Raw genomic sequence first — 15,446 nt, forward strand, 5'->3', positions numbered from 1 at the left:
CCCTTATCCCTTTTCATTCTTAATCAAAACCGCTCGATAATACTCGCGATTAAACTCCACAATGATTTCATCTTTGGCATCAGTATCCTCGTTCGCACTGTAAACCTTCCCATAACGTAGAGGTTTTTTCTCTCTGGTTTCATCCGGATCATTAGAGATATACGGTTCTTTCAGTTCTTCTTCAGACCATCTCTTTCCCTCACTATCTACAAAGAAGGTTTGACCTATTGCCCCTATTACTTTTCCTTTTTTGTCTTCATCAACTTTATCTTTCATCTGATAAAGTTTTTCGTTATAGACCACTTGATCGAGCTTTCCCTTATCAATCAAGCTCTCCATTGTTTCAGATGTTTCGTTGTTATCCTCAGTAAAATGCACTGTTTTTTTTGTTTCTTCAACAGTTTTATCTTTAAACTTCGTTAATGCTTGACAAGCAGATAACATAAATAAAACAATAAAACAGCCTGAAATGTTTACACATCTTTTCAAAAACACGTACATCACCTCAATCTTATGAATTTTCCCCAATAGATGTTAAAGATAAAATGAATTCTTCCTCTGCGCGGTATCTATGTGGGATGTTGATCATTCTAGAATACTTTTATCAAAATTTAATCAAAATACTTTTTCTAACTGGAAACTTAAAGCATTTGGGCTTCTGGCAACACGATCAACTTGTCTAAATAAAAAAGCGTGATCAGGTCACACTGTTTACTCCAGATAGATCTATCTCATATTGATCTATCCATTAAAATATGAATTTCTGAGGAATTTCCTTAACTTGTCTGTACATGATAAAAAGACTGACTTGGGTATGTATTATCCATTATCCCCCCTTGTTACTTTTTTTCCACATGAAAAAACGGGTGTGAAATTTAAACTCATTCACACCCGTTACTTTTTACATCATTTTTAGGCCCTAACTCTATGAAAATAGTATGTATAACGCTCAGGAATGCAAGGAGTCAGAGCAAAGTGATTCAATGGTTTTACTTATTTAGAGATTTTGCAGTTACAAGTTATTGTTTGAAGGAAGCAAGTTTGCAATACACCAGTTACACACCCAGGTGTACAAAGTGATTCACTTTTCCATTGAGGAGTGATTTTAGAGTCTTGTTTAGAGACTTTTACTACATCCAAATCGAAATCATCGAACTTTGACATATTGGTCACCTCCTTTCAATACCTATATAGTAACAGACGAATATCAAGATTTTATCATTTTTTCCTTTTTTTATTAAATAAGTAATGCTTTTGGCCAATCTGTTTTTGAGCCTAATTCCATGTTTAATAGCCCTAATCCTACACCTACAGCTCCATCCAATAGACCGACGTACTGCAAAGGTACTGCTTCATTCCCTTCAATTGATTCATAATTGTGGAACCCAAAGATATAATCCTTGTCATAGCAGCTCATAATTTTTTGTTTGATCTTTTGAAGCTCTTCGTTAAAAAATTCTTGTCCAGTGAGTTGATTTACTGCAAGCAAAATCTGACTTATTCCACAATAGCCATGGCATATCGTAGGCGAAAAAATCCCCTGTATATCAGATGCTGTGCACCTTAAATTCTGTACACCTATATTCAAAAATCTAGTATTTTGAAGTGCTTTTCCCGCTTTAACAATCGCAAGACATACCCCAGGTCTCCCATAGCACCAAGCATCTCTACTAAAATTTAGAGCCTTAGGTGGAGATCCGTATTGATACTCCTCAAAGCTTATATTTCCTTTCCAAAACAAGTTGCCTTGATCTTTTTCAGAAAATTCCAGTAAGAAATCTACCATTTTTTCAATTGCACGTTCTTGACCCTTTACTTTAATTCCCTGCATGAGTGCTGAAGATAGAATGCAAATAGGACCAGGTATCCCATGTGCTAATCCCATATTAAAGTTTCCGTTTGGATAAGCTTTTTTTTCGATATCTGTAAACTGATGTTCAGATGGAATATGCCATCCAGGAACTTTTTCTCCATTCACGGTAATGTCTTCAGTTAATCTAACCAGATACTTTAAAATATCAATTAACAAATCCCTCATTGCCTTATCTTCTTGAAATAGCAGAAGATAACTTGCAATTCCACTGACACCTTCTATTACATCGTAGTCACTCATATACACTTCCCGCTGAGAAAATTCAGTTAACAATTGAGGTACTACTTCAGCCAAATATTCGTTAATACGGGAAATGAAACCTTTGTAATAGGTGAAATGTTGCGATAAACAGACAGCTGCAAGTCCAATGCCAGCTGCTCCGGAAAACATTGATGGAGTATGCAGCCCTTTTTCTTTTATTTCATTTACTAAAATCGATAAATATTTGTGTCCTAAGTCGTCCCATCCTTCCCCAGGAAAATGGGCGTGCAATTCGCCATACAGCATACATATGCCTGGTATACCATGGCTCAATGCGGTCGGCTTCCAAGGTATAAGAGGAACTTCCCCAATACTGAGGAAGTTATCTTTTTTATTCACTATTTCAAGTACTTTATCGTAATCAGAAACTTGTCGAGCGATTTCTTTCACCAGTTCAACTTCTATCCCTGATACAGCGCCTCTTTCCATTTAGTACCGTCCTCCTCTAGCGGATTCATATAGTTCTCGGATTCATCCATCTTTTTATACAGTGGACATGTTTTTAATAACTCTTCATGTGTTCCTATTCCTACTATTTCCCCTTTATCCATAACAATGATCCGATCTGCAAGTTTAGCAGCAACCAATCGATGGGAAATAAATATTCCTATTTTATCTTTTGACAAACTGAAAAAAGTATCGAAGGTTTCTTTTTCTGCAATTGGATCCAGCGCAGAACTTGGCTCATCCAAAATATACAAAGAAGCTTCCCTAAAATAAGCCCTAGCCAAAGCAATCTTTTGCCATTGTCCGCCGGATAATTGCCTTCCTTCATCAAACCATAATCCAAGCTGTGTATCGAATTGATAGGATGAATGACCTTTTAAAAAATCAGCTTTTACAATATCGAGGACCTCATGCATTTTATTTGTCTGATGTAGTTTATCAATTTGTCCAAATCCTATATTTTCCTTTAAGGTCATTTCATATTTCATGAAGTCTTGAAAGAGTGCCGCAATTTGTTCCATATAACTGTCCATATCCAATTCTTTAATATTTACTCCATTAACCAAAATGTCACCTTGCTGAACTTCATATAATCCGGTAAGGAGCTTAATGAATGTACTTTTCCCTGACCCGTTTGGCCCAACAATGGCTATTCGTTCTCCTTTATTCAATGAAACATTAATATGATTCAGTGTCTGTTCTCCTTGATTAGGATAGATAAAGCTGACATTCTGAAAGATAACAGAATGAATAGGCTCAACAATTTGCTTCTTATGACCTTGATTTTTCTCTTCCCTTAATTCCAGAAATTCATACAATTGATTCATATAGAGATTGCTGTTATAGATGGAATAAATGCTAGTCATGATAGACTGTGAGTGACTTTGCACCAACGAAACAGATCTGATATAACTCATCACATTACCGACCATTATTTTTCCCGCAAAAGCAGACATAATAGCAATAAATATAATGACAGCTCCAACTAATTGCACTGCAATCTCATATATTAGGTTCAAATAAGTTTTCTTTCTCAATATTTTTGTATCTTGATCAATAAAGGATTTTTTAATATCCCAGTATTTGTTTAATAAATAATCTTTAAGGTTATACAATTTTAATTCTTTAAAAGAAAAATCGTGTGTGAGTATATAACTGATATACCACGATTTCCTTTCCTTTCCTGCTCGTTTCCAATGTATAAAAAATTCTTGCTGTCCAATCTTCAAAAAATAGAATAGAGAAATCACTGGAATAACCAACAAGAGCAGCGAAACTTTAGGGTTCCATGACATCAAAAATGCAATTGATGAGAGCAGAGTCACAAATGATGTGGTCATTGTAATGATGGCTTGAATGATTTGGTAAGGTTTATAGCTGATTTCCTTAGTTACCCTTTCTAATTTGTCGTATATTTCAGGATTTTCGAAATCCTTCAATGCTAGATTACTGCTCTTTTTCATGACTTTATAGTTCAGTTTATAACCAATATTTAATTGGAATTTGCCATTATAATATTCAGAAACCTGAGAGATCAGTTCCGAACAAAATGATACGCCAAGATATGTTAGAAAAATGGAGATAACAACTGAAACATCTTTGCGTATAGTCACAAGGGAATTAATCAATTCTTGTGAAATATAGAGTGAAACAATTGGCAGAATACCGGTAATAATACTGAATAAAATTAACTTTAAAAACAGTGATCTTTCTAAGGTGAAAATTAATTTGATAGTCTTAGGCATTTGTTTCATGATAAATAGCAGCTCTTTTAACTTTAGTTGTTCCTTTACTTCCATGCTAAACTACCATTCTTCTTTTGATATCTCTGCGCATATAAAGAGTGCCTGCAAAGTGTAAGTATTTTATTTTCCAATTCTCTATCAGTTCCGAATAAACGATTGCAATGTAGGTGAATTACACTACCTATGCGTGAATATACTGCTTCTTTGTTATCAAATGCCTTGTTTATTAAGCATGCATAATTAGCTGCAGCTATTTTTCTAGTTTTCAATATTTCATATAATATTCTGCCATCACTTGTTTTTCTGAGATTATCCCAATCTCTATCAGAGTTGCATATTTCAATATACATTTCTCTATCCTTCTTAAATTCAGTACGATACTCATTCTGCAGGCAATTTTTTTCTAAAAACGTTAACTGCTCTTCGAACGTAAGCTCGAACTGTTCTAAAAACTGTATGACAGAAACCATACCTGCGATTTCCTTGCTTATCGCAATATCCTTCATGCGATGCATTCTGATCATCGTTTCAACAACTTTGCTATCTTCACAGAAAACCTGTTCTGCAGCATCCATTAGGTCTAGCCCGCCGTATCGTTCTATTTCCCGCTCATATTGGGTGATAACAAACTCAGTAACCAGTCCTTTTTCTCTTAAGCTTTTCAGCCAATTCAATAATTGTGGAAATAAACTGTACAGCACCTCTGCTTTCCCATTAAATCTAAGTCTTATATGAGGCTTCGGATCTCGATACCTCATAAAGAAATGTCTGGCTGGATATTGATCAGAAATCTGGTTATAAAAATCCGCTATTTCAAAAGCAATTAGCTCTTCTTCTCTAGTTTGTTTACAATAAAGTTTAATAAACAGCCAATCTTCAAATGGCATTTTAATTCTTTCGGATCCATTTTCTTCTACTGAGTTAAGGACCGGTAATTTCAGTGGTTTTTCTGGTTTTTTTCTGATCAGCGGAACAACGATTTCCCCCGAATAGACATTTTGGTTTCTATCCTTTAAAGCATCTGCATCAAGCTCAGCAGCCACAAGTTGTAACGGATGGTTATGATTCGTTTTTTTAAGTTCCCAGAAAAAAACATCCAAAGTACGATCATCCTCTATATCAATTAATAATCGATTGTCTGCGTTAACGATATAAAATATTTGCGGAAGATCATAAGTACGATGAAATTCAAAAAATGCAGATTTCACCTCGTCTATCGATGAATTCGAATGAATGCTTAAATCACTTTTGTGTATCAGCCATTGTTCACATGATAAGATTATTTCTTTATATTTGATTTCAGGAATATACTTAAAATCACTATAGATGCCCATCCACGGGAAATCATTCCACTTCCTTTTGCCATCTCTTGAAATTTCCAATAAAAATCGTAAGGCATTTGGCATTAATAAAGGATTAAACATATGATTTGATTCAAAAGACAGAATTTCGCCAGTACGTTTATGTCTGGCATAAAAGATATGGTTTTTATCGATTCCAATTAGAACATCTTCAGCTTTAACAGAATCATTGTGATGCAAGACACTGTTTGTAAAAAGGTTCATTTCTTTTTCCCTATAGCTTACATTTCTTGTTACATTTCCAGACCTGACCTGATTAGGCACAATACTCAGCTCACAAATTTTCTTATTTTTGTCTGATAACTCTTTTTCCTTATTATGTATATTTTTTATAACGGCATTGATTGAATCAGATAAGTGAGTAAACCTTCCAAATGTTTTCCCTGCGCGTGTAGATCCGACATTTGGCCCTAAATAAAGCATGACTCTGCCATTGCGCAATTTAACAAAGAAATTGAGTTCAAATGATACTGGAATTTCTTCATCTGCAATTTCATAATTGCAGATTCTATGGAATGTTTCGTCGTGTAATTGAATGGGAGCTTTCTTTCTAACTGATTCAAAGTATTTTTTCATAAAAAATTGTTTCATTTCAGGTGAAAATTGGTCCTCAAATGATATTTCTTCGAAGAATTCATTAGCAGGATTCGTGTAAGTAGCAGGGGCACCAATGCCAGAGCTGGAACAAAGCATTTCTAAAAGAGGAACTTCTCTTTCATACCCATAACGCTCCAAAAACACATTTTTGTACTTTTCTAAGTGTGGTCTAGTCTTTCTGCGGAAGGAGCAGCCATATAAGTAAACATACTAGCCAGTTCACTTATCGCAAGAGATGTTTCATTATCTAGTTGAATGGAAGAGTCACCTAAACCCGTGTCCACCTGCAGAGGAGATGAAGTCTTTATGAGTTCGTTCATTGTTTCAATCAGATTTAAATACTGGTCCTCTCCCTCTCCGATAGTGATACGGTTATATGCATCTATCTGATATTGTATTTTCCTGCAAGCCTGAAGAAGCTCATTTGGAATTCGGCTGCTTTCCGCTTGAGCAATTAAATACTGAAATTGATCTGAAACAGTCATTGGCGGCCGTAAATTCGATATCAGGAACTCTTTGTCAATAAGATCTGCTACGTACTGATTAATTTTGCTTATTGGAGTATTTTCATAGTTCTCTGTCAAACTACGAATAATATCATGATAAGCAACACATTCACCACAAAGTTCATTTATTAGATGGAAAACCGATGTTGCACGAACACTAACCTCTTCAGATTTTCCATCTGTGCTATACAACAAGTAAGCACGATCCCCTTTGATGTAACAAGCGGGATTTAATGTAAAAGAAAGCCGGTCGATGTATTCGTTTTCTAGTTTTCTCATCAATTGATAGAGCCACTCAAAATCAACACGTGCTTTTTTGTAAAATGAATGCTGATTAAAAGATAATTGATTTTTATCGGAAAATGCCCCTATACCCACTGAAGAAAAAAGGCCAAAAGGCGTTGTTCTAGTTGCTCTTCTTGTTGCATACTTCAAAATTGCTTGCTGAAAGTTTCGCTTTTTTTTTCCTTTTAATTTATCGGGCGTTTGAAGGAAAATATTCATTGTGTCATATAGCGTCCTGCTAGATACCAGTATTTGTTCCCGAAATAATGAATCATTACAAAGGTCATACAATAACTGATCTGTATCCTGAGAGTTCTCATTTTTCAAGGCCTGATGTACCAAAGGAACCCGAATCATATAATAATCTGTAGGTGTATATAAGGATTTCATCTTAATCTATAACCTCCCATATTTATCCACTTCGATAACAACAATTCAACATCCCTTCGTAAAGTCCTCCATTTTAATCAATCCACTCTAAAATTTTCATAATATTCTATTTAAACTATACATTTGAAAAATCAAAAAAATATCAAGATTCACCCAATAAATCCCATAAAAAAAGGACTCTTTTCCCTTTTAGAAAAGAATCCTTTTTGCTCTCGATACACGAATTAACTTTCTTCTGTTTTTTTGTTTAACTGGGTTCAACAATCTTTCCAGCCAGGCCATGAGCAAATCCGCCCCTACCGCCATCACCGCAGTTGGTATCGCTCCGGCTAGAATAATCGCAGCTCCGTTTGTCGCGTTTGAGCCGCGGACGATCATGTCCCCAAGGCCTCCGGCACCGACAAATGTGCCGATCGCTGTAATTCCAATGGCAATGACGAGAGCCGTGCGAAGGCCCGCCATAATGACAGAAAGTGCGAGCGGGAGCTCAACCATTCTGAGCACTTGGAATTTCGTCATGCCCATTGCTTTTCCCGATTCTAGGTAGGCATGCTCAATACTGATAATGCCTGTGTACGTGTTTCGAATAATCGGCAGCAGGGAATACAGAAATAATGATAGAATCACGGTATTTGCGCCGAGCCCCATAACAAGCATTAAGACGGCCAGCATAGCGAGCGCCGGGATTGTTTGAATAACGTTTGTTACTGCAAACACCCAGGCTGACAAACGGCGAAAATGCGCGATGAGGATTCCGGCCGGAACCCCGACGACAGCGGCAAATAAAACGCCGTAAGCCGACATGAGAAAGTGGCGGCCGAATTCATCCATGACGTAACTGCCATTCTGCGCGTAATACGTCATTAACTGTTCAAGCACGTTCATTGACCTCTTCCCCCTTTCACGATTCGAAGTAGTGATGTTTTTCTAAATATTCCTTGGCAACGACAGACGGTTCTTTGAGATTGCCGTCGACTTCATAGTTAAGCTCCTGCATCGTGGCTGTGTCGATTTTTCCGAGCATTTTCTTGATGATGCCTTCAAGCTCAGGATGTTCTTTGAGCACCTTTTCCGGAACAACCGGAGAACAGTCGTACGGCGGGAAAAATTGTTTATCATCCTTTAGCATTTTGAGACCATAGGACTTGATTCTTCCATCGGTTGAATACGCAAGCACAATGTCCATTTTTCCGCTTTTCACCGCGTCGTACACAAGGCCGATCTGCATCGGATACGTGCCGCCGAATGTCATGCCGTAGGTTTTCGTAAAATCCTGATAGCCGTTTCCTTTGAGCTTCATCCAATAGTTATCAACGCCCAGCTTTAATTGCGGCGCCCATTTTTTAACGTCTGATACGGTCTCTAAATGGTATTGGTCGGCCAGCTCCTTGCTGACTGTAAAGGCATATGTATTATCAAACCCGTAGGAGTCATACCACTTTAAATCATATTTTTTTTTAAACTCCCGCTGAGTAAGCGCCAGCGCTTTGTCCGGATCTTTTTCAGGTTCCATTCTCAACGTGCCTGTCAGCGCGTCTCCCGTATATCTTGTGGCCGCAATGTCGATTTCATCATTCATTAAAGCCTGCTGCTGCACCGCGTTGGAGCCAAGATTTTTAATCGTTGTTGTTTTGAGATCTGTATGGTGTTCGATCAACTGGCCAAGCATGCTGGCGATGATTTCTGATTCGCTCATGCTTTGCGCGCCGATTTTAATGGTCTGGTCTGCAGCAGCGCTGAGACCAGGAAGCGAACAGCCGCTCAGCGTCAGCGTTGCCGCAAGTGCTAAACCTATCATTAATTTGGGATATTTTCTTTTCATGAGCCGCCTCCTTATGACAATTCCTTCAATCTCTGCATGCCGGCAGGTGTCAGTTTTCGTTCAGCAACTGCCAGCACATAATCAATCACAATTGCCAATATCGTGACAGGTACCGCGCCCCCGATGATATATTCCGGCTGATATAAATTCAGTCCGATAAAAATGTAATCACCCAATCCGCCGCCTCCGATAAAGGAAGCAAGCGTGGCCCAGCCGATTAAGTAAATCGTCGATGTTCTGATTCCCGCCATGATCACTGGCGCGGCAAGTGGCAGCTCCACCAAGCGGACTTGTTCAGCCGGCGTCATTCCGATTCCTTTACCAGACTCGAGCAGATTTTTGTTGACGCCGCGAATGCCGGTATACGTGTTGCGAAGAATCGGCAATACGGAATAGAAAAACAAAGCCACAATGGCCGGAACCTTCCCTACACCAAGGAGCGGAATAAAAAAAGCGAGGATGGCCAGACTCGGCAGCGTCTGAATGATATTCACAATGCCGATAATGGTGCCGGCTCCTTTTTTCATTCTGGTAAGCACAACCCCGAGGGGGACGGCAACCAGCACGCCTAAGATCACAGCAATGAGCGATATCGTAATATGCTCGTATGTTTTATAAAGAAGCTCGCTCCCATTGGTTTGCAAAAATTGAACAATATGATGCATGACTTATCGCCCCTCCCTATGACAATGCTGCGAGCTGCTTTTCTTCTCCCCAGAGGGAGTCATACACGATGTCGACCAGACTTGCCCTCGTCACAATTCCGATCAGGCGTCGGTCTTCATCCACAACGGGAACATATTTGACACCCCGTTTTAAAATTTTGCGGACCGTGTCGCGCAGCAGTGTGCCGCCCAGTACTGTATATATATCTTCATGTAAAACTTCACTGACGAGATTGGCCTTTTTCCGGCATTGATCAATGATTTCAACATCGACATAGCCTTGCAGAACGCGCTCGTCATCGACGACCAGCAATGAATCGACCCGTTCCTGCCTCATCAGCTGAATGGCCTCAGAAAGCGTTTTATCCGCGGTGATCGTTACAGGCTGTGTGTTCATAATCTGGTCAACCCGTTCAACATCCGGGCTGGATGACTGAATCAGCCGCTCCTTGCCGATAAATTCCTCAACAAATTCGTCTGCCGGATTTCTTAAAATGTCATCGGGCGTTCCAACTTGAACGATTTCTCCCGCTTTTAAAATCACAATCCGGTCTGCCAGCTTAATCGCTTCATCCATATCGTGGGTAACAAATACGATGGTTTTATGTAAGGTTTTTTGCAGTTTTTTAAATTCTTCCTGGAGGGAATCCCTCGTAATCGGGTCGAGTGCCCCAAACGGTTCATCCATTAAGATAAGCGGCGGCTCCGCGGCAAGTGCCCGTAATACACCAATTCGCTGCTGCTGCCCCCCGCTTAATTCATGAGGGTAACGGTCTACATATTCTGGCCCCATATCGACCAATTTTAAAAGCTCACGCGCCCGCTCTTTCCGCTGCTGCTCCGGCCATTTCAGCAGTTTTGGGACGAGTGAGATATTCTGCTGAATGGTCATATGGGGAAACAGGCCGATCTGCTGAATCACATAGCCAATTTTGCGCCTGAGCTCTACAGGATCCTGGTCCATGATGTTTTCGCCGTCAATGAAAATCTTTCCGGCGGAAGGCTCGATTAATCGGTTAATCATTTTCATTGTTGTCGTTTTTCCGCAGCCGCTCGGCCCGATAAAGCAGATAAATTCGCCTTTTGCAATCTTAAGATTTACGTTGTTCACGGCTTTTTTGCCGCCCTTGTATGTTTTCGAGACATTTTCTAATGTCAGCAAACATCGCACCTCCAAAATTAAGTTTATTCAATTTGTTCAGTTTAAATTTAATTTTTCAGACAATTGAATGCTTCCCATTATAGAATAAAGTTTATAAAATAAAAAGTTTACAATTTGTTCATATTATTTATAAAGTATGTGTAAACGCTGATTTACCCGCATTGACGTGTGTTGATCTCCTTATTGCTCCAATTTCCTGCCAAATTCTCTTTTGACAGCATTTTCGCCGTATCAAAAATGTGGTATATTGACATCGGAATTGTTAGCTGAAAGGATGAAACCGTTGGAGAAAGATCCGTTAACGATCATTGAACAAGCCGAGGACCATTTTATAGAAAGAATCGCGGAAAACATGCATGCATTTGGAATGCCCTCTACCGTCGGACGAGTCCTGGGCATTATTTATATGAATCGAAAACCGATGACGCTTACGGAATTATCTGAGGCCACCGGCATGAGCAAAACACGCATGAGCCAGGTAGTGCGGGAAATGCTTGATGCCAACATTGCCGAGAAGGTATTCGAAAAAGGCGTGCGAAAAGATTTATATGAGGTTGAGCAGGACTACTATCAAACATTTATCACGCTGTTTTCAGCCACCTGGAGCAAAGTCGTCAGCAAAAACAAAATGATGCATAAAAAACTCAATCGGGAGCTGCTTAGCGTGTTGGATGAAGAGCTTACTCCTGAAGCGGAAGAAAAAGTGAATGAACTGCTGAAAGAATTAAAGGAATGGCTTGATTATTATAATTGGCTCAGCCGTTTGATTGAGTTTTTTGAGAGCGAAGAAATTTTTAAATATGTGCCGAAGCCGTAAAAAACGCCCTGTCATTACAAGGCGTTTTTTCTTATGCGGCACCTGCCAAGTTTTTCTTCTTTCTCTTTTTAATCGGGCTTAATGCTCGTTCAAGCCAGCCCATGACCAAATCGGCAATCACCGCCATCAGAGCTGTGGGGATCGCTCCCGCTAATATAATCGCGGTTCCGTTTGTGGCGTTTGATCCTCTGACGATGATGTCCCCGAGACCGCCAGCACCGACAAATGTCCCGATGGCCGTAATGCCGATGGCAATGACAAGCGCGGTGCGCAGGCCGGCCATTATGACAGAAAGCGCAAGCGGAAGCTCGACCATCCGCAGCACTTGAAATTTTGTCATCCCCATTGCTTTTCCGGATTCAAGATAGGCGTGCTCAATACTGATAATCCCAGTATACGTATTTCTGATAATCGGCAGAAGAGAATACAGAAATAATGACAATATCACCGTATTAGCGCCCAGCCCCATGACAAGCATTAGCACGGCGAGCATGGCGAGAGCCGGGATCGTCTGAATGACGTTCGTGACCGCAAAAACCAATCCGCTTAATCTTCTGTATCTGGCTATCAGGATGCCGAGCGGAATTCCAACAATGGCGGCAAATAAAACGCCGTACACCGACATCAGAAAATGGCGATAAAACTCCTGCAGCACATAACCGCCGTTTTGCGAATAGTATGTGCCAAGCTGCTGTAGTACTTCCATATGATCCACCTCTTTTCTTAGTCAAAATAATGATGTTTCTCTAAAAATTCCTTTGCTACGACAGACGGCTCCTTCAGCTTGCCATCCACCTCATAATTAAGTTCCTGCATCGTTTCCGTGTCGATTTGCCCAATCAGCTTATTGATCACACCCTCAAGTTCCGGATGCGCCTTAAGCACCTTTTCCGGAATCACCGGTGAACAGTCATACGGCGGGAAGAAACGCTTATCATCTTTTAAGATTTTCAGATCATATGCTTTAATCCGTCCATCCGTTGAATAAGCCAAAACGGCGTCCATTTTCCCATTTTTGACTGCGTCATAGACAAGCCCGATCTGCATCGGATAAGTTGTGCCGAACTCAAAGCCATATGTGCTGACAAAGCCTTTATACCCGTCGCCTTTTCGTTTCAGCCAAGCATTGTCGACGCCTAATTTATATTGGGAGGCATTTTTTTTCAGGTCGGACACGGTGTTAATATGCTCCTTTTCCGCAAACTTTTTTGTTACGGTGAAGGCATATGTGTTATCAAAGCCGTAGGAATCAAACCATTTATAAGAAAAGCGCTTTTGAAACTCATTCTGCACAATGTTCAGCGCTTTTTTCGGATCTTTCTCCGCTTCCTTGCCGAGGGTGCTTGTTAAATCTGTTCCGGAATAGCGCGTGGCTGAAATATCAATGTCACCGCCCAGCATCGCTTGGTGCTGAACATAGTTTGAGCCGAGGTTTTTCACTAAAGCGGTATTCAAATCTGTATCGTGTTCAATAAGCTGCGCGATCATATTCGCTACAATTTCTGATTCTGTCATGCTCTGCGCCCCGATTTTGATCGTATCGTCAGAAGCGCCGCCTAGACCCGGCAGAGAGCAGCCGCCTAGCAGCATGACAAAGACGAGAGCAAACGCGCCAAGCCATTTGATTTTTGTCGTTTTCAACAGAGCCAACTCCTTACGAAACTTCCTTCATCCCTTGCAAGCCTTTCGGCGTCACCTTTCGTTCTGTCACGGCCAGGACATAATCAATGATAATTGCCAGAATTGTGACAGGCACGGCACCGCCAATGATATATTCAGGCTGGTATAGGTTCAGGCCGATAAAAATATAGTCCCCGAGGCCGCCTCCCCCGATAAACGACGCAAGTGTCGCCCAGCCAATTAGGTAGATCGTTGATGTGCGGATCCCCGCCATGATGATGGGAATCGCCAGCGGAATTTCAACGAGCCGAATCTGCTCCCAGCCAGTCATGCCAATCCCTTTCCCCGATTCCAGGAGGTTTTTATTTACACCTTTAATGCCGGTATACGTATTGCGCAGGATCGGCAGCACCGAATAGAAAAATAAAGCGACAATCGCAGGCACTTTTCCTACGCCGAGAAGCGGAATAAAAAAGGCTAAAATCGCCAGACTCGGCAGGGTTTGCACAATGTTTACGAAACCGATAACCGCACCTGCGCCTTTTTTCATTCTGGTAAGAGCAACGCCGAGCGGCACTGCAACGATAATGCCCAATACAACGGCTATGAGTGAAATATATAAATGCTCTCCTGTTTTATACAACAGCTCTCCGCCGTTCGTTTGCAAAAAAGTCATCATTTGATTCATCTTAAAAGAGCTCCTCCCCTGGTCAGATCGTCATGAGCTGGTTTTCCTCGTCGCCCCAAATGGAATCGTATACGATATCAACGAGGCTCGCTCTTGTCACAATCCCTGCTAAATGGTTCTGTTCATCGACCACCGGAACATACTTGATCCCCTGCTTCAAAATTTTTCGGACTGTATCGCGAAGAAGCGCCCCTTTTTGAACGGTATATATATCTGAACGGTATACATCGCCAACGATGCTCGCTTTTTTGCGGTTTTGATCAATCATTTCCACATCAACATAGCCCTTCAGCACGTTTTGCCGGTCCACAACGAGCAGCGAGTCAACACGTTTTTCTCTCATCAGCTGAATCGCCTGAGAAAGCGTTTTGTCCGCAGATACCGTCACCGGCGTTCTGTTCATCATTTGCTCTACCCGCTCGATATCCGGTCTTGACTGAATCAGGCGCTCTTTCCCGATAAATTCTTCAACAAACTCATTTGCCGGGTTTCGAAGAATCTCATCAGGTGTGCCGACTTGAACGATTTCTCCCGCTTTTAATATCACAATCCTGTCAGCAAGCTTAATCGCTTCATCCATATCGTGGGTTACAAACACAATCGTTTTGTTTAAGGTTCTCTGCAGTTTTTTGAATTCTTCCTGAAGGGAATCACGCGTAATCGGATCAAGCGCTCCGAACGGTTCATCCATTAAAATGAGAGGGGGTTCCGCTGCCAGGGCGCGCAGCACGCCGATTCTCTGCTGCTGTCCGCCGCTGAGCTCATGCGGATAACGGTCTAAATACTCTGGGCCCATATCCACAAGCTTTAACAGCTCGCGCGCCCGTTCTTTCCGTTTTTCCTCAGGCCATTTCAGCAGCTTTGGTACGAGTGAGATGTTCTGCTGGATGGTCATATGGGGGAACAAACCAATCTGCTGAATCACATAGCCGATTTTTCTCCTCAGCTCAACCGGGTCCTGTTCCATAATATTTTCTCCGTCGATAAAAATCCTTCCAGACGATGGTTCTATCAGCCTGTTGATCATCTTCATCGTCGTCGTTTTTCCACAGCCGCTCGGGCCGATAAAACAGATAAATTCACCTTTGGCAATATCTAAATCAATGCTGTTCACAGCTTTTTTGCCGCCTTTATATACTTTTGACACTTGTTCCAATTTCAGCAATCCGTGCACCTCCGCAGGTTTCCTTTAAATTTTCTGAAAAGT

Annotated in this window: 15 protein-coding genes; 1 reads left to right on the top strand and 14 read right to left on the bottom strand. The window is 40.9% G+C overall.

The window, feature by feature from the left end:
- Window positions 1–3: 3 nt before the first annotated feature.
- The 10 genes from NYE56_RS17080 to opuBA form a co-directional block, all read right to left on the bottom strand.
- Entirely contained in the window at window positions 4–495 is a 492-nt protein-coding gene (locus NYE56_RS17080; RefSeq protein WP_032727099.1) for a NisI/SpaI family lantibiotic immunity lipoprotein, read from the bottom strand.
- 498 nt (window positions 496–993) lie between these two features.
- Window positions 994–1,164: a gallidermin/nisin family lantibiotic gene (locus tag NYE56_RS17085; RefSeq protein ID WP_032726862.1), complete on the bottom strand. Its 171-nt coding sequence runs from the start codon at window positions 1,162–1,164 to the stop codon at window positions 994–996.
- Between the two features lie 73 nt (window positions 1,165–1,237).
- Entirely contained in the window at window positions 1,238–2,563 is a 1,326-nt protein-coding gene (locus NYE56_RS17090; protein WP_341284155.1) for a lanthionine synthetase C family protein, read from the bottom strand.
- Window positions 2,536–4,380: an ABC transporter ATP-binding protein gene (locus tag NYE56_RS17095; protein ID WP_326208360.1), complete on the bottom strand. Its 1,845-nt coding sequence runs from the start codon at window positions 4,378–4,380 to the stop codon at window positions 2,536–2,538. Before NYE56_RS17095 ends, NYE56_RS17090 begins: the two co-directional genes overlap by 28 nt.
- Window positions 4,371–6,428 (bottom strand): lantibiotic dehydratase, encoded by a 2,058-nt coding sequence (locus NYE56_RS17100; RefSeq protein WP_341284156.1) that lies wholly within the window; start codon window positions 6,426–6,428, stop codon window positions 4,371–4,373. The genes NYE56_RS17095 and NYE56_RS17100 overlap by 10 nt, the downstream gene beginning before the upstream one ends.
- A 14-nt stretch (window positions 6,429–6,442) precedes the next feature.
- Window positions 6,443–7,465 (bottom strand): lantibiotic dehydratase, encoded by a 1,023-nt coding sequence (locus tag NYE56_RS17105; protein WP_341284157.1) that lies wholly within the window; start codon window positions 7,463–7,465, stop codon window positions 6,443–6,445.
- A gap of 189 nt (window positions 7,466–7,654) precedes the next feature.
- Window positions 7,655–8,350 carry a choline ABC transporter permease OpuBD gene (gene opuBD / locus NYE56_RS17110; RefSeq protein ID WP_341284158.1) on the bottom strand — a complete coding sequence of 232 codons (696 nt, stop codon included), beginning with the start codon at window positions 8,348–8,350 and terminating at the stop codon, window positions 7,655–7,657.
- 16 nt (window positions 8,351–8,366) lie between these two features.
- Window positions 8,367–9,287, bottom strand: a complete 921-nt coding sequence (opuBC, locus tag NYE56_RS17115; protein WP_341284159.1) for a choline ABC transporter substrate-binding lipoprotein OpuBC — start codon at window positions 9,285–9,287, stop codon at window positions 8,367–8,369.
- An 11-nt stretch (window positions 9,288–9,298) separates the two neighbouring features.
- Complete coding sequence (opuBB, locus tag NYE56_RS17120) at window positions 9,299–9,952, bottom strand: choline ABC transporter permease OpuBB (RefSeq protein WP_341284160.1); 654 nt, start codon at window positions 9,950–9,952, stop codon at window positions 9,299–9,301.
- A 16-nt stretch (window positions 9,953–9,968) separates the two neighbouring features.
- Window positions 9,969–11,114: a choline ABC transporter ATP-binding protein OpuBA gene (opuBA, locus tag NYE56_RS17125; protein ID WP_003228368.1), complete on the bottom strand. Its 1,146-nt coding sequence runs from the start codon at window positions 11,112–11,114 to the stop codon at window positions 9,969–9,971.
- A gap of 283 nt (window positions 11,115–11,397) precedes the next feature.
- On the opposite strand from opuBA, the gene NYE56_RS17130 reads away from it, so the two are divergent.
- Entirely contained in the window at window positions 11,398–11,931 is a 534-nt protein-coding gene (locus tag NYE56_RS17130; RefSeq protein WP_014478002.1) for a GbsR/MarR family transcriptional regulator, read from the top strand.
- Window positions 11,932–11,962: 31 nt separating this feature from the next.
- Here NYE56_RS17130 and opuCD read toward each other — a convergent pair whose 3' ends face one another.
- The 4 genes from opuCD to opuCA form a co-directional block, all read right to left on the bottom strand.
- Window positions 11,963–12,637 carry a glycine betaine/carnitine/choline/choline sulfate ABC transporter permease OpuCD gene (gene opuCD / locus NYE56_RS17135; protein WP_335449573.1) on the bottom strand — a complete coding sequence of 225 codons (675 nt, stop codon included), beginning with the start codon at window positions 12,635–12,637 and terminating at the stop codon, window positions 11,963–11,965.
- A gap of 17 nt (window positions 12,638–12,654) precedes the next feature.
- Window positions 12,655–13,521 carry an osmoprotectant ABC transporter substrate-binding lipoprotein OpuCC gene (gene opuCC / locus NYE56_RS17140; RefSeq protein ID WP_160245023.1) on the bottom strand — a complete coding sequence of 289 codons (867 nt, stop codon included), beginning with the start codon at window positions 13,519–13,521 and terminating at the stop codon, window positions 12,655–12,657.
- A 64-nt stretch (window positions 13,522–13,585) separates the two neighbouring features.
- Window positions 13,586–14,239 carry a glycine betaine/carnitine/choline/choline sulfate ABC transporter permease OpuCB gene (opuCB, locus tag NYE56_RS17145; RefSeq protein ID WP_003228349.1) on the bottom strand — a complete coding sequence of 218 codons (654 nt, stop codon included), beginning with the start codon at window positions 14,237–14,239 and terminating at the stop codon, window positions 13,586–13,588.
- Window positions 14,240–14,261: 22 nt separating this feature from the next.
- Window positions 14,262–15,404: an osmoprotectant ABC transporter ATP-binding protein OpuCA gene (gene opuCA, locus NYE56_RS17150; RefSeq protein ID WP_003243370.1), complete on the bottom strand. Its 1,143-nt coding sequence runs from the start codon at window positions 15,402–15,404 to the stop codon at window positions 14,262–14,264.
- Between the last annotated feature and the right edge of the window lie 42 nt (window positions 15,405–15,446).

Origin of the sequence: Bacillus sp. FSL R5-0603, assembly GCF_038050295.1 — a bacterium.
In the GTDB taxonomy this organism is placed as follows: Bacteria; Bacillota; Bacilli; order Bacillales; family Bacillaceae; genus Bacillus; species Bacillus subtilis.

What these genes read in the sequence shown, in the direction of transcription:
- opuCC (WP_160245023.1), bottom strand. Translation starts at nt 13,521, where the DNA reads ATGCTGCTAGGCGGCTGCTCTCTGCCGGGTCTAGGCGGCGCTTCTGAC.
- NYE56_RS17090 (WP_341284155.1), bottom strand. Translation starts at nt 2,563, where the DNA reads ATGGAAAGAGGCGCTGTATCAGGGATAGAAGTTGAACTGGTGAAAGAA.
- opuCD (WP_335449573.1), bottom strand. Translation starts at nt 12,637, where the DNA reads ATGGAAGTACTACAGCAGCTTGGCACATACTATTCGCAAAACGGCGGT.
- NYE56_RS17105 (WP_341284157.1), bottom strand. Translation starts at nt 7,465, where the DNA reads ATGAAATCCTTATATACACCTACAGATTATTATATGATTCGGGTTCCT.
- opuBD (WP_341284158.1), bottom strand. Translation starts at nt 8,350, where the DNA reads ATGAACGTGCTTGAACAGTTAATGACGTATTACGCGCAGAATGGCAGT.
- opuCB (WP_003228349.1), bottom strand. Translation starts at nt 14,239, where the DNA reads ATGAATCAAATGATGACTTTTTTGCAAACGAACGGCGGAGAGCTGTTG.
- NYE56_RS17085 (WP_032726862.1), bottom strand. Translation starts at nt 1,164, where the DNA reads ATGTCAAAGTTCGATGATTTCGATTTGGATGTAGTAAAAGTCTCTAAA.
- NYE56_RS17095 (WP_326208360.1), bottom strand. Translation starts at nt 4,380, where the DNA reads ATGGAAGTAAAGGAACAACTAAAGTTAAAAGAGCTGCTATTTATCATG.
- opuBB (WP_341284160.1), bottom strand. Translation starts at nt 9,952, where the DNA reads ATGCATCATATTGTTCAATTTTTGCAAACCAATGGGAGCGAGCTTCTT.
- opuBC (WP_341284159.1), bottom strand. Translation starts at nt 9,287, where the DNA reads ATGAAAAGAAAATATCCCAAATTAATGATAGGTTTAGCACTTGCGGCA.